Source organism: Gordonia sp. YY1, from assembly GCF_009872315.1.
Taxonomy (GTDB): Bacteria; Actinomycetota; Actinomycetes; order Mycobacteriales; family Mycobacteriaceae; genus Gordonia; species Gordonia amicalis.
Genome location: NZ_WXYI01000004.1, coordinates 284,701 through 297,258, shown reverse-complemented (window position 1 = coordinate 297,258; position 12,558 = coordinate 284,701). Strand labels below are relative to the sequence as shown.

Genomic DNA, 12,558 nt, shown 5'->3' with positions numbered 1-12,558 from the left:
AACAAAAGCGTAACGTAATAGCCGATGTGTGCCCTGCGTCACGATTCCAGTGGAAGCCTGCATATGCGCACGTCCAGTCCGGGGCGGCGACTGTAGGAGAGGAAACACCATGGCAGAAGGACCAATTCGTCTCGAGATCGATGTGCTGGGTCCGATTCTCGAATCGATCTTCGGTGGCTCGAGCGGCGGTAGCAGCGACGAGCCGACGACGCCGACCCTGCCGGTATAGAGCGATCTCACGGTGGGCCGTGTCGACGACGCGGCCCACCTACGCGCGCCTATTCCTTAGTTGCTCCCATGGGATTACCGAGTTGAACCAGACGCTTGTCCTGACCGGCGACGATCTCGAGCCGGCCATCGAATTGCTCGCCACATGCATCGGGGAGATCCCGCTGTACAGCTGGCTGCTCGGAGAGCGCATCACTGATACCGACCTGCGCAGATGGCTCGCGGAGATCCTCGTGCGGCCGATGCTCGACGCGGGCTGTGTCATCGGCTCCCGCCACGACGGGCAGCTCGTCGGGATGGTGATCTGGCAGCCTCACGACGTGGATCTCTCCCCGGACGGGACCCCGCCGCTGACGCCGGCCGATTTCACCCGGCTTGCGACCGTTCCCGGGGTGCGGGAGCGGATGGTCGAACTGCTCACCGGTCCTCAGTTGCCCCGTCCGGCAGCTGACGCGGTGGACCTCCGCATCGCGGCGGTCTCAGCCGCGGCCCGCGGAAGCCGGGCGATGACCGATATGATGCGCGAGGTCGAGAAGTTCTGTGTGACGACCTCCCGCCCGTACTATGCCTGGACCGGTTCGCCCCGACTGCGCGACTGGTACTCGCAGGCATGGGGAGCCTCCGTGTTCGCCGTCGAGGAGTGGAACGGAATCACCATGTACGGCCTTGTGTCCGAGCGTCCACCCCGGCCCCGACCGGAATCGGCGCGGTACCGCGAGATCTCGAGCCCTCAGCGCCGCAGCAGTTCGCCGATCGTGTGATTGACGGCCGCGGCTCGTGCGGTGCGCGTCAGCGTCTGTAACCCGCGCAGGGCGGAGTCACCCGAATCCCATTGGCCCGCACTGTCCCCGATCTCCACCCGGCGGGCGCCGGCCAGGTCGACGATCGCCTCGACCTGGGCGGCGGTGTCGATCAGGCGGGTCGAGCGGGCGTCGAGCGCATGCGGCGGCAGGGCGACGCGATGTCGGGCGGTGAGGATCGCGAGCTCCTTGCGGAGGTCGCCCGCGTCGAGCGATCGGCGTCCGCCGAGGCCGCCGATGATCATGGCCGCATCGCGGACTGCTTGCCGCAGATCGTATTCCAGGTCACCCGCAGACGGTCCGGACGACACCAGATGGTCGAGGTCCAGCCGATCCGCATACCGGAAGACCGTCCAGCGGCACGTCACGTACGGGGGATCGATGCCGAGGGTGGAGAACTCGGGGACGAGTGCGAGGGTGCCGGCCGTGTCCGAGTCGTCGACCAGGAGAACCTCGCCGGTGATCAGTGCCTTCGAGGTCGCGGGACCCGGTGGCAGTCCCTGCGGATCGCCGGTGGACGGCAGGCGCACGGCCAACCGTCGGGCTGACTTCAGCAAGCCCAGCAGGTCGAGTACGCCGCTGCCGTTGTGCATGTTGCTGCCGGATTCCGTTGCGGACGTGGACTGTTCGCTCTGCACCTCGTGCCGGTCGGCGGATTCGGCCAGTGCCTCGATCACGTCGTCGGGGGAGCAGCGTCCGGTCAGCCACGCAGCCGCCCAGGCGCCGAGGGCGCAGGTCGGCCACGCGACGATGTGAGGGAGGATGTCGCTGCGATTCATCAGGAGACAACGATACCGCCGTCCCCCTCCCGGTCGCCGGGCGTGGCAACCCGCTGCCGGTGTCCCGGGCGCATACGGTGTTGGACGCAGATGTCCAGGGACCGGAGAGGTGGAACGCGATGGATGACCGGTACGGACGCGATGTGCTGTCCCAGCCACGCCGGGCCAAGCCGCGTCCGGTGGAGGTCGCCGCCGACCGGGACCTCGTGGTCGAGGACGCCGCCACCGGATTCTGCGGTGCCGTCGTCGGTCTCGAGAAGAGTTACGCCGGCGACCTCGTCCGCCTCGAGGACCGGCACGGCCGGACCCGGGTGTTCCTCATGAACCCCGGCGCATTCCTCATCGACGGCCGTACCGTGACCCTCGTGCGCCCGCGCACGCGCGGCCCCCAGAAGCCCGCGACGACGGCGTCGGGTTCGCGCGCCGCACCCCGCACCCGCGCCCGCACCGCGCGGGCGAGCCGGATCTTCGTCGAAGGCGTGCACGACGCGACCCTGCTCGAACGAGTGTGGGGCGACGACCTGCGGGCCGAGGGCGTGGTGGTCGTCAGCCTCGACGGCCTCGACAACCTCGAAGAGGCGCTCGCCGAGTTCCAGCCCGCCCCGCACCGGCGCGCGGGGGTACTCGTCGACCATCTCGTCGCCGGTTCGAAGGAAGCCCATCTCACCGCCGAGGTCGGCGAGCACGTGCTGGTGTGCGGCCATCCCTTCATCGACGTGTGGGAGGCGGTGAAGCCCGCGTCGGTGAACATCACGGCCTGGCCGAAGATCCCGCGCGGCACCGACTGGAAGACCGGCGTGTGCGCCGAGCTGGGCTGGGGTGACCCCCGAGACGGATGGCGCCGGGTGCTCGGCGGAGTGAGTAGTTTCCGCGACCTCGAGGTGGATCTGCTGCGGTCCGTCGAGGAACTCATCGACTTCGTGACGGCCGCGGAAGAGGCCGGCTAGAGCATTCCGCATGCTCGCGCGTCCGAGGACCGGAGGGCCCCCGACAACTCTGGCAGACTGGACACATGAGCGCCCTGCTGTGGTTGGCGGCCGCGATCGTCCTGGTGGTCGCGGAGATGTTCGGTGGCGAACTGGTGCTGCTCATGCTGGCCGGTGGTGCTTTTGCCGCGGCCGGTGTCGATTTCGTCTGGGAACCGCCCCTGTGGGTCGAGGGTCTGGTCTTCGCCGTCGTGTCGGTGCTGCTGCTCGTCGCGGTCCGTCCGGTTGCCAAACGCCACATGCTCAACCGTCCCGCCGTGCTCATGAACACCGAGGCCCTCGAGGGGCGAGCGGCGATCGTCACCGAGAAGGTGGACCAGCACGACGGCCGGGTCAAGATCGGGGGCGACATCTGGTCCGCTCGGACGATGGATCCCGCAGAGGTCATCGAACCCGGAACCCATGTGACCGTCGTGCAGATCGACGGTGCGACCGCGGTGGTGTGGCGCCCCTGATCCCTCGACCCTGACCTGCTCGACGTTTCGCGAGGAAGGTGAATGATGGACGATTATCAGATCTTCGGCCTGGTCGTGGTCGTACTGCTGGTTCTGCTCGTGGTGGTGGTGCTGGTCAAATCGGTGGCCCTGATCCCGCAGGCGGAAGCCGCGGTGATCGAACGGCTCGGCCGCTACACCCGCACCGCGTCGGGACAGCTCACCCTGCTGTTGCCGTTCATCGACCGGATTCGGGCGCGCGTCGACATCCGTGAGCGGGTCGTGTCCTTTCCGCCGCAGCCGGTGATCACCGAGGACAACCTCACCCTGTCCATCGACACCGTCGTCTACTTCCAGGTGACCAACCCGCGTTCGGCGGTCTACGAGATCGACGATTACATCGCCGGCGTCGAGCAGCTCACCATCACCTTTACGTTGGAGTACGTCCGGGGCGGTCGCCTCGGACGTTCGTCCGCGGTTCGGGGCGTGGCTCGACAATCACCTGTTGTCGCTGGTGGCTTGGCGTGGAAGGTCACCCCGGACCGTGACGGGTCGTTTCGGCCGCTGATTGAGATGTGTTCGCGAACTTGTCGCTGTGTAAAGGTGTGCCGGCGAAACCACCCTGACGAGCCAACCGCACACGGAAGGACAGTATGGACGAAAAGATCTGGGTAGGAATTGATGTCGGTCGGCATGCGCATCACGCCGCCGCGGTCGATGAGGCGGGAACGGTGCTGTGGTCTCGGCGGCTTCCCAACGATCAACCGGCGATCGAAGCGCTCATGGACCGGGTCGCCGACATGAAATTCGTGGTGTGGGCGATCGACATGACCGCACCGGAATCGGCGCTGCTGAGGGGTGTGCTGGCTGCGCGGCGCCAGCAGATCCGCTACGTGCCCGGCCGGGTCGTGCACAGCATGACCGGTGCGTTCGCGGGTGAGGGCAAGACCGATGCCCGCGATGCGGTCGTGATCGCCCAGACAGCCCGCCTACGTGGCGATCTCGCCACCGTCTCGGCGCCCGACGACGTCGCGATCGAACTCGACCTGCTGACCGGACATCGCAACGACCTCGTCGCTGAACGTACGCGAGGCATCAACCGCCTGCGCGGCCTGCTGACCCGCATCTTCCCTGCACTAGAACGGTGTTTCGACTACTCGACACTGACCGGTCTAACGTTCCTCACCCGCTTCGCCACGCCATCTGCGATCGCTGCGGTCTCTGACGACGAGATCTACGACCACCTGCGCAGTCACGGCGTCCGCCGACCCACGATCCCGAAGATGATCGACAAAGCCCGTGCCGCGGCGGCCGCGCAGACCGTCACCCTGCCTGGCGAGGCGACCACAGCCCTACTGGTGCAACACGCGGCTACCTCGTTGGTCATGCTGACCCGTCAGATCGCCGACCTGGATAAGCAGATCACCGAGGTGTTCCGCCGCCACCGTCACGCACGGATTCTCGAATCCGTGCCAGGCATCGGCACCCGAAGCGGCGCTGAGCTCGTCGCGATCACCGGCGGCGACCTCACTTCGTTCGGCTCGCCCGCCAGACTCGCCGCCTACGCCGGTCTTGCTCCGGTACCGCACGACTCCGGTAACCGCCGGGGAGCCTTGCGTAGACCCCAGCGTTACCACAGAGGACTTCGCAAGGTGTTCTACATGGCCGCACTCAACAGCTCGCAACGCGACGGCCCGTCCCGCGAGTTCTACCAGCGCAAACGACGCGAGAAGCGTTCCCACGTCCACGCTCTCATCGCTCTCGCTAGACGTCTGGTTGACGTGGTCTGGGCACTGATCCGCGACGGTAGGGTGTGGTTGCCGCGGCCGACCGTCGAGCGGGTGTCAGTCGATGAGGTGGGCGCGATGGCTGGATGACTGGCGGGGCCGGTCAGATCTCGGCACGTGCGTGCGTACTAGCGGGACACTGGATGCGTGTCGGTTCGGGTACTCGGCCACCAGCTTGCTCTGCCGACAAGTGTGGCGATGGTCGGCACAACGATGGTGCGGACGATGAAGGTGTCGAGCAGCAGGCCGATGCCGATGATGAGTCCGACCTGGGTCATGATCGAGATGGATCCGGCCATGAGTCCGAACATGCTGGCAGCGAAGATGAGGCCGGCCGAGGTGATGACTGATCCGGTGTTGGTGACGGTTCTCAGGACGCCGATGCGGATGTTGTTTTGGGATTCTTCGCGTAGGCGAGAGATAAGAAGCATGTTGTAGTCGGCGCCGACCGCGACGAGGACTATGAAGGCCAGTAGTGGTACGGGCCAGGCGATATCGGTTTTGAGGATGTGTTGAAAGATCAGGACACCGATACCCAGTGCCGCGGTGTAGTTGAGTATGACGGTGCCCAGAAGGTATAGCGGCGCGATGAGTGCTCGGAGTAGGAGTATCAGGATCAGGCCGACGATGGTGAGGGTGGCCAACGCTAGGAGTCGGAAGTCTTCGGTGAGTAGACGTTGCAGATCGGCGTTGATGGCGGGGAACCCGGCTATCGCGATGTTGGAGTCCTGCAGGGTTGTGTTCGGTCTGGCGGCGAGTGCGACATCGGTGATTGTGTCGGCCAGTTGCATGGCCTCGGTGCTGTAGGGGTCGAAGCTGGTTTGTATTGCGTAGCGCACGGTATGGCCGTCGGGCGAGACGAACTGGCGAGCGACGTCGACGAAACGGCGGTCTGCGTTGGCCTGAGGTGGGAGGTAGAAGCCGGTTGCTGAGTTTGTTCCGGCGGTCTCGCGGGCGGAGGTTTGTAGTTGTGTGGCTAGCGCGGCCATCCCGGCGAGTTGTTGAAGGTTGCTGTCGATCAGCGCGGATACACCGGCGGCGAGTTGGCGTGATCCCGCCGCGAGTTGACTGATACCTGTTTGCAGTTGGGTGAGCTTGCCGGGAAGGTCTTGGCTGCTGATGCTTCCCAGCGTGGAGCCCAGTGAGTTGACGGTGGAAGTGAGTTGGTCGGTGACTGTTGAGATCGGTGTATCCAGCTGCGCGAGTTGTGTTGACAGCGTGGCGATCTGGTCGAGGGTCCCGTTGCTCAGTAGGGCGTCGAGATTGCGGGTCTGCGCGCGCAGAGCTGCGCACTGCGGGACTTGGGTGCACCAGGGCGCATTATCGAGGATGGGCAGGATCGAGGTCACTGTTGCCAGGGCTGCAGATGTTTGGCGGGTGAGCGCGGCCAGCTGTGGGGCATTCTGAGAAGCGCGATCGAGCGCTGGTGCAGATGCGGCGAGTTGGCGGAGTATCGGCTGGTACTGCTGAATTTGCTGCCCTGCTGTGCTTGCCTGATCGAGGATGCCGGCCAGGGGGGCCAAGTTGGTGCGTACCTGGGTGTCGAGCTGAGTAAGCCCGTCGGCGAGTTGGAATGCGCCGGTACGGAGCTGTTCGAGGTCACCTCGGCGGTTCTGGCCATCGTCGACCGCACCCGCCAGCCGGTCCCCGATCTGACCGTTCTGCCAGGACAGCTCGGCTTGCTCGAGCTTGTCCCCGGTGGGACGGGTAACACCGATGACTCGAGTCACTCCGGGGATCTGGGATACACGTGAGGCCATTTGCTCAAGATCGGCCAGCCCGCTGGCAGTACGGAGATCGATCGGTGCATCTACAACGAGGAACTCAGTGATAGTGACGTCTTGAGGGAAATGACGGTCGAGCAACGCGTAGCCTTCGTTGCTGTCGGTTGTCGCGGGCTGCCCCTCACGATCGTCGAAGGTGATCTGGATGCCCATCGCGAAGACGCTAAGCACGATTAGCCCGACCAGGGTTAGTGCCAGCAGAGGCACAGGACGCCGCACGACGAGCACGGCGACGCGATTCCAGTACTTTCGGGTCAGATCTCGTCTGGGTGCGCCCCAGCCGAATCGCGCCGCCCACAGCAACACCGGTGGTAGCAGGGTGACCGTGGCGAGGAATCCGATGAGGATGGCGATCGCGCATGCCGGACCCAAGGTGGAGAACACGCTCAGCTGACCAAACACCATCGCCAAAAAGGCCAGCGCCACCGTGGCAGCTGAAGCCAGGATGACCCGTCCGATAGTTGCTGTCGCGTCCACGAGCGCAACCTCAGTGGTAGCGTCCTGGCGTAGCCGTTCGTGATAGCGACTGATGAAAAAGACTGAGTAGTCGACCCCGGCTCCGAGCAGGATGACGGTCATGAACGCGACGGTGAACTGCGATACCGGCATACCGAGTTCGCCGAGTGCGGACAAGACCCCGCGGCCCACGCCGAGGCTGACACCGATCACCAACAACGGCACCAGCGCGGTGAACAGCGATCGGTAAACGATCAACAGAATGATCGCGATAAGCGCCACCGTCGCCACAGTGATCACGACTAAATCGCTTTCAGCACTGACGATCTGGTCACTGAAAGTGGCCGTCGGCCCGGTGACATGGACAGTGGTGTCCGTACCGTCAAACACGCGCTGCGCGGTTTGGCGCACGGTCTCCACAGCATGCGTGGCCGTTGGCCCTCCCAAAGTTCCGGTGACCCCGACAGGCAAGTACCAGGCTTGCCCGTCCTCACTCAAGGCCTGGCCGGCCGTCGTCGGATCGGAGAGCAAATCCCGCACTGACTGCACATCGTCGAAATTTTCGCGCAACTGCAGAACGAGCATGTCGTAGCGTTCCCGCGCCACGTCGGTGAACCCGTTCGGGTTCTCCATGGTCACGAAAACAGTGGTCTTGGCGCCCTTCTCACCGAACGCACCACCCATCTGATCGAGTGCTTGAAACGATGGAACCCCAGCAGGGATCGGATCAACAGACTGCTGCCGCACCACCGTCTCCAGCTGGGGAAACAGTATCGCCAAGACGATACCCACAGCCACCCACGCCCCGATGACGAGGAATCTGTGCGCCAAGGTGAACCGTGCCAACCGCCCCAATGTCGTGCTGTACTCGCTGCGTTCCGCCAACCGGCGCGCCGCCAAGCGCCCACCACTTGGACGTTGGACCACCATACGCAGCACCTCACCCTCGACCCAGCCCGTCTACGAAACCGACGGTATCGTTACGGTACTAGCAGTACCGTAGATGGGGAAGGAGGTCAGGAGGTTTGGTGTCGCCGGTGGGCCATGAGGAAATCGTCGACAAGCTGTTCGAGATCGCCAACGGTCATCGACCGAATGCCCGTGAGCTTGGCAAAGACAAGGGGGCCCGCCAGTTGAGTGACTGCCATGGTCAAATCGAGGTCGCCGAGCTCCGCCGTGGCCACGTCACTCGTCAAAACTCGATCGAATGGTTCTCGATACTGCTCGACGACTCGACGACGCAGTGGCGCGAGCGCGTTCTGATCCCCGTCGGATTGCCCGGATTGCCGGGGCTGCTCGGGAAGCATTGCCAACCATGCCAGCGTCGTCAACTGCAGCGGTGCCTGCTCAATAAGCTCAGCCTGCCGCTGCATCAGCTTCAGCAGGTCATCACGGATCGACGTCGTCGTCTCGGGGGTCTCGGCCTGAGGCAACAATCGCTCGAAGGCAGCCGCCACCAGATCTGTGGAGCTCTCGAAGTGACGATACAAGGTGGTGCGAGCAACACGAGACAGTCGAGTGACCGCCTCCACGGTAACGGCTTCGACCCCGCCACTGTTCAGCAAGGTCACCGCAGCATCCAACAAACGCTGACGCGACCGAACCCGCCTCGGGTCAACATCGTCGGAATCGATGGTTTCCACCTGGCCACTCCCTATATAGCCAAAATCACGAACCCCTGACTGCACAACAATACCGTCGGTAACAGAGCGAAACTGCCAGTGGCGGTACCGATTGAAGGCTCAGAAAGGTCACTTATGAGGGGCGACAAACCACTACCAGCACACGCACCATGGTGCATGGGATGCGGCGAAGACAACCCCAATGGCCTGCACCTCGAGGTACACCTGCACGGCGACCACGTCTACGCCGACCTGCAATTCGACGAGCGCCACTCAGGAGCCCCGGGACTCGCCCACGGCGGAGCCATCTCAGCGGCATGCGATGACATCATGGGTTTCACCCTGTGGATCGCCGAGACACCCGCAGTCACCCGAACCCTCACCGTGGAGTATCGACGCCCGGTCCCACTGCACACCCCCGTGCACATCACCGCCTCCCTCGTCGACGAAACCGACCGCGCGCTCTTCATCGAAGCCAACGGTACTGTCGGCGACACAACCTATTTCGCCGCAGAAGCGGTCTTCGTAAAGGTCGACTTGAGTCATTTTCTTCGTCACGGAGACTGGGGCGCCACAGCAGACCTCATCACCAGATTCTTTCAGGCCGACTAGCGACCGCCAGGCACGCCACCAAGCAGAAGAGTCGCCCCGCATCCACCAGCTGGCCCATCCTTGCGCACCCGCATTGAGATCCACGCTGCGCAACGTGGTCGGCGGCATGACCCTCGAGGAGACCCTCACCTCGCGCGATTCCATCAACGGGCAGCTGCGCGGAGTGCTCGACGAGGCAACCGGCCGGTGGGGTCTGCGCGTCGCCCGCGTCGAACTCAAGTCGATCATGCCGCCGCCGTCGATCCAGGAGTCGATGGAGAAGCAGATGAAGGCCGACCGCGAGAAGCGCGCGACGATCCTGGCCGCGGAAGGACAGCGGGAGTCGGCGATCAAGACGGCCGAGGGCAACAAGCAGTCGCAGATCCTCGCGGCCGAGGGCGCCAAGCAGGCTGCGATCCTCGCCGCCGAGGCGGACCGGCAGTCGCGCATCCTACGCGCGCAGGGTGATCGCGCGGCGTACTACCTGAACGCGCAGGGCGAGGCGAAGGCCATCGAGAAGACCTTCGCGGCGATCAAGGCCGCCAAGCCCACCCCGGAACTGCTTGCCTACCAATATCTCCAGCAGCTGCCGGAGATGGCGAAGGGCGAGGGCAGCAAGGTCTGGGTCGTGCCGTCCGACTTCGGTTCGGCACTGCAGGGTTTCGCGAAGTCCTTCGGCGTCCAGGGCGACGACGGTGTGTTCCGGTACGAGCCGACCGACTCGCCGCCCTCGCAGATCGACGAGTCGGAGACCGAGGACTGGTTCTCGCTGGCCTCCGACCCCAAGGTTGCGCAGGCCGTCGCCGAGGCCGAGGCGGTGGCCCGCAAACCCGTCGCCCCGGAGATCGGTACCGGGATGGGCCGGTCGTCACGGCACCCGTCGCTCGATGCCGCGATCGAGGAGACCGGTACCACCCCCGGCACTTCCGGCTAGGTCACGACAGCTGGGACCGGACGCGCGTATCAGGTCGTGATGAGGTGTTCGATGCCCGCGAGTCCGATCGCCCACAACACCGATGCGAAGGTGCCCATGATGAACTGCTCCGAGGCCTGCGGGGCAAGTAGTTCGGGATAGCGCGCGAGGCTCTTCACGGCGAGGATGATCGCGAGTCCCTCCGGCCATCCGACCATCAGCGTCGTGACGACCGCGAGTCGCTCGAGGTAGCCGATCACGCGTCCACCGCGGAGCGGGCCGACCTCCGTCGGGTCGGACGGTTCCGTCTCGGTGGTGTCGTCGGTGTCAGGGTCGTGCGGTGGCGTCGGACCCGCCCGGACGCCGCCGAGTTGCAGTACCGCGCGCACCACCGGACCGCCACCGGTGATGGCCGCGATCGCCGCGATCACCGGAGCCGCCGCGGCGGCGAATCCGGCGGCGGGTCCGGCCGTCGCCGCGACGATTGCGGTCGCGGCCGCGAGGCCCAGCAGGACGATCAGGCCGATGGTGTGGATGATCGCCGCCGAACGCGGCACGGCCAGTCCATCCCGGGCACGTCCGCGCATCCAGTGTTCGACACCGAGCCAGAGCACGGGCGCGACGACGGTCAGCACGAGGAGGACGAGTGCGGTGCCGGTCATCGCGCGAGCTCCGCGTCCGAGGCATGACGATCGGCCTCGGCGAGCGCGTCGGCGAGGAGGTCGAGCGCATCCGGTTCCAGATCCCAACCGGCGGCGCGGAGCCGTTGGCTCATGGCCTGCGGCGTGATGTCGAGGGCGCCCGCGGCGTCGGCCTGGGTGAGTCCCCGCCGCATGAGTGCCACCGCCTCGATCCCGGCGGCACTCCGGGTGGCGACGATGTCGCTGATCAGGCGTCCGGCGGTCTGTGCGTGACGGCACCATCGGGCGTCGGGTCCGCGCACGCACAGCGGTATCCGCTGTCGTTTGGCCGCCTCGACCGCGTCTCGGGCGTAGAGGAAGGCGGTTCCGCGGCCGGCGCGGGTGGAGGAGGGCAGCGGCTGTTCCACGCCGCCGGTGCCGATGCCGACACTCCAGTGGCCGTCGGCGGTCAGTTCCACGGCGAGATGTGCCAGGGTCATCGGATCGTCGAGAACACCCTGGATCTCGTCGCCGGCGGTGCGCTCGAAGGAGCGCACCGTGTCGACGTCGCCCAGGCGGGTGAGCACAGCGTCGACGCGATCGATGTCGGTGCGGCTTCCCCGCTGATCGACGGTCATGACGAACATCACACAAGCCTACGAGCTTGATCGAGCACGATCAAGTCCTAGGACTAGATGGATCAAGTGAGGGAGCTTGATGATCCCTTCTCAAGCCTGGGTGCTTGAGGGCTATCGGACGCGACCGGCAACCGGGCGTCGAGGATCAATCCCGCGATCCCGACCGCGAAGAGTGCGCCGCTGACCAGTAGCTGCAGCGGATCGGTCTCGCCGGTCAGCGAATCGCCGAGCATCACCACGGCCGCGGTGCCCGGAGCCATGCCGATGATGCTCGCCACCGTGAACGGCACCGGTCGTACCGAGGACAACGCCGAGCAGTAGTTCGCGACCGAGAACGGGCAGGCCGCGATCAGGCGGAGGGAACCGACGGCCAGCCAGCCGCGACGTTCCAGGCGGTACTCGACGGCCTTGACGACCGGCTTCTTGAGGAACGGCCGCACCCGGTCGCGTCCGAGTGCCCGCACGAGACCGAAGGCCGCGACCGCCGCGATCGACGACGCGATCATCGCCCCCACGAAGCCGACGACCGGACCGAAGAAGATCCCGGACATGACGGTGAAGGTCGAGCGGGGGATGGGGGCGATCGTGACGACCGCATATGCCGCGAAGAACAGCCACGGAAAAGCCGGCCCGAGGTCGTCGCCCCAGGCGCGGACGCTGCCGATAGAGGGCAGTGGGATGAAGTAGGACCCGAGCAGGACCAGTGCCACGAGAGCGGCGGCGGCGAGTGCGCGCCGCACGACCCGACGGTCGAAGACGACGCGCCGTCGGCTGCCCGCCGCGTCGGGGGTCACCTCGGTGACGGGGGCTGGCTCGGGCACCCGGACACTCTACTCTGGATCCCACGAGACCCCTCGACCCTGCGACCTGCACGCACCCCGCTGGGTGGCATAGCTCACGCCGACCTTGTTGATGGGCCG

General features: G+C 65.6%; 11 protein-coding genes and 2 pseudogenes. 7 read left to right on the top strand and 6 right to left on the bottom strand.

Features of this window, described 5'->3' with window-relative positions; translation table 11 throughout:
* Nucleotides 1–311: 311 nt before the first annotated feature.
* Nucleotides 312–989 carry a hypothetical protein gene (locus BPODLACK_RS08375; RefSeq protein ID WP_159405070.1) on the top strand — a complete coding sequence of 226 codons (678 nt, stop codon included), beginning with the start codon at nt 312–314 and terminating at the stop codon, nt 987–989.
* Here BPODLACK_RS08375 and BPODLACK_RS08370 read toward each other — a convergent pair.
* Entirely contained in the window at nt 959–1,807 is an 849-nt protein-coding gene (locus BPODLACK_RS08370; protein WP_159405069.1) for a serine/threonine protein kinase, read from the bottom strand. The two genes, BPODLACK_RS08375 and BPODLACK_RS08370, sit on opposite strands and share 31 nt — an antisense overlap.
* Before the next feature lie 119 nt (nt 1,808–1,926).
* Here BPODLACK_RS08370 and BPODLACK_RS08365 point away from each other — a divergent pair, with 119 nt between their 5' ends.
* The 4 genes and pseudogenes from BPODLACK_RS08365 (at nt 1,927) to BPODLACK_RS08350 (ending at nt 5,104) form a co-directional block, all read left to right on the top strand.
* Entirely contained in the window at nt 1,927–2,754 is an 828-nt protein-coding gene (locus BPODLACK_RS08365) for a DUF3097 domain-containing protein (RefSeq protein WP_159405068.1), read from the top strand.
* Nucleotides 2,755–2,819: 65 nt separating this feature from the next.
* Nucleotides 2,820–3,248, top strand: coding sequence for an NfeD family protein (locus BPODLACK_RS08360; RefSeq protein WP_024498098.1), 429 nt, complete (start codon nt 2,820–2,822; stop codon nt 3,246–3,248).
* 45 nt (nt 3,249–3,293) lie between these two features.
* A pseudogene (locus tag BPODLACK_RS08355) lies at nt 3,294–3,683 on the top strand (SPFH domain-containing protein); the annotation flags it as partial.
* Between the two features lie 197 nt (nt 3,684–3,880).
* The gene (locus BPODLACK_RS08350) at nt 3,881–5,104 is read left to right on the top strand and encodes an IS110 family transposase (RefSeq protein ID WP_006896189.1); all 1,224 of its coding nucleotides are present in this window, start codon (nt 3,881–3,883) and stop codon (nt 5,102–5,104) included.
* A gap of 38 nt (nt 5,105–5,142) precedes the next feature.
* On the opposite strand, the gene BPODLACK_RS08345 is transcribed toward BPODLACK_RS08350, so the two are convergent.
* Complete coding sequence (locus tag BPODLACK_RS08345; RefSeq protein ID WP_006896188.1) at nt 5,143–8,184, bottom strand: MMPL/RND family transporter; 3,042 nt, start codon at nt 8,182–8,184, stop codon at nt 5,143–5,145.
* 86 nt (nt 8,185–8,270) lie between these two features.
* Nucleotides 8,271–8,897, bottom strand: coding sequence for a TetR/AcrR family transcriptional regulator (locus tag BPODLACK_RS08340; RefSeq protein ID WP_006896187.1), 627 nt, complete (start codon nt 8,895–8,897; stop codon nt 8,271–8,273).
* A 114-nt stretch (nt 8,898–9,011) separates the two neighbouring features.
* On the opposite strand from BPODLACK_RS08340, the gene BPODLACK_RS08335 reads away from it, so the two are divergent.
* Entirely contained in the window at nt 9,012–9,488 is a 477-nt protein-coding gene (locus BPODLACK_RS08335) for a PaaI family thioesterase (RefSeq protein WP_006896186.1), read from the top strand.
* A 79-nt stretch (nt 9,489–9,567) separates the two neighbouring features.
* Nucleotides 9,568–10,401: pseudogene (locus tag BPODLACK_RS08330) on the top strand (SPFH domain-containing protein); the annotation flags it as partial.
* Between the two features lie 29 nt (nt 10,402–10,430).
* Here the strand turns inward: BPODLACK_RS08330 and BPODLACK_RS08325 are convergent.
* From BPODLACK_RS08325 to BPODLACK_RS08315, 3 genes are read right to left on the bottom strand one after another with little or no spacing between them, the layout of a single operon-like run.
* Nucleotides 10,431–11,042, bottom strand: coding sequence for a hypothetical protein (locus tag BPODLACK_RS08325; protein WP_159405067.1), 612 nt, complete (start codon nt 11,040–11,042; stop codon nt 10,431–10,433).
* A complete protein-coding gene (locus BPODLACK_RS08320) occupies nt 11,039–11,647 on the bottom strand; it encodes a hypothetical protein (RefSeq protein ID WP_159405066.1) in 609 nt (202 codons plus the stop codon). The genes BPODLACK_RS08325 and BPODLACK_RS08320 overlap by 4 nt, the downstream gene beginning before the upstream one ends.
* A 53-nt stretch (nt 11,648–11,700) precedes the next feature.
* Nucleotides 11,701–12,459, bottom strand: a complete 759-nt coding sequence (locus tag BPODLACK_RS08315; protein ID WP_159405065.1) for a TVP38/TMEM64 family protein — start codon at nt 12,457–12,459, stop codon at nt 11,701–11,703.
* Between the last annotated feature and the right edge of the window lie 99 nt (nt 12,460–12,558).

Bases quoted from the DNA above. Each gene is read 5' to 3' on its own strand.
- BPODLACK_RS08370 (WP_159405069.1), bottom strand. From the start codon at position 1,807: ATGAATCGCAGCGACATCCTCCCTCACATCGTCGCGTGGCCGACCTGC.
- BPODLACK_RS08365 (WP_159405068.1), top strand. From the start codon at position 1,927: ATGGATGACCGGTACGGACGCGATGTGCTGTCCCAGCCACGCCGGGCC.
- BPODLACK_RS08360 (WP_024498098.1), top strand. From the start codon at position 2,820: ATGAGCGCCCTGCTGTGGTTGGCGGCCGCGATCGTCCTGGTGGTCGCG.
- BPODLACK_RS08350 (WP_006896189.1), top strand. From the start codon at position 3,881: ATGGACGAAAAGATCTGGGTAGGAATTGATGTCGGTCGGCATGCGCAT.
- BPODLACK_RS08345 (WP_006896188.1), bottom strand. From the start codon at position 8,184: ATGGTGGTCCAACGTCCAAGTGGTGGGCGCTTGGCGGCGCGCCGGTTG.
- BPODLACK_RS08335 (WP_006896186.1), top strand. From the start codon at position 9,012: ATGAGGGGCGACAAACCACTACCAGCACACGCACCATGGTGCATGGGA.
- BPODLACK_RS08325 (WP_159405067.1), bottom strand. From the start codon at position 11,042: ATGACCGGCACCGCACTCGTCCTCCTCGTGCTGACCGTCGTCGCGCCC.
- BPODLACK_RS08320 (WP_159405066.1), bottom strand. From the start codon at position 11,647: ATGTTCGTCATGACCGTCGATCAGCGGGGAAGCCGCACCGACATCGAT.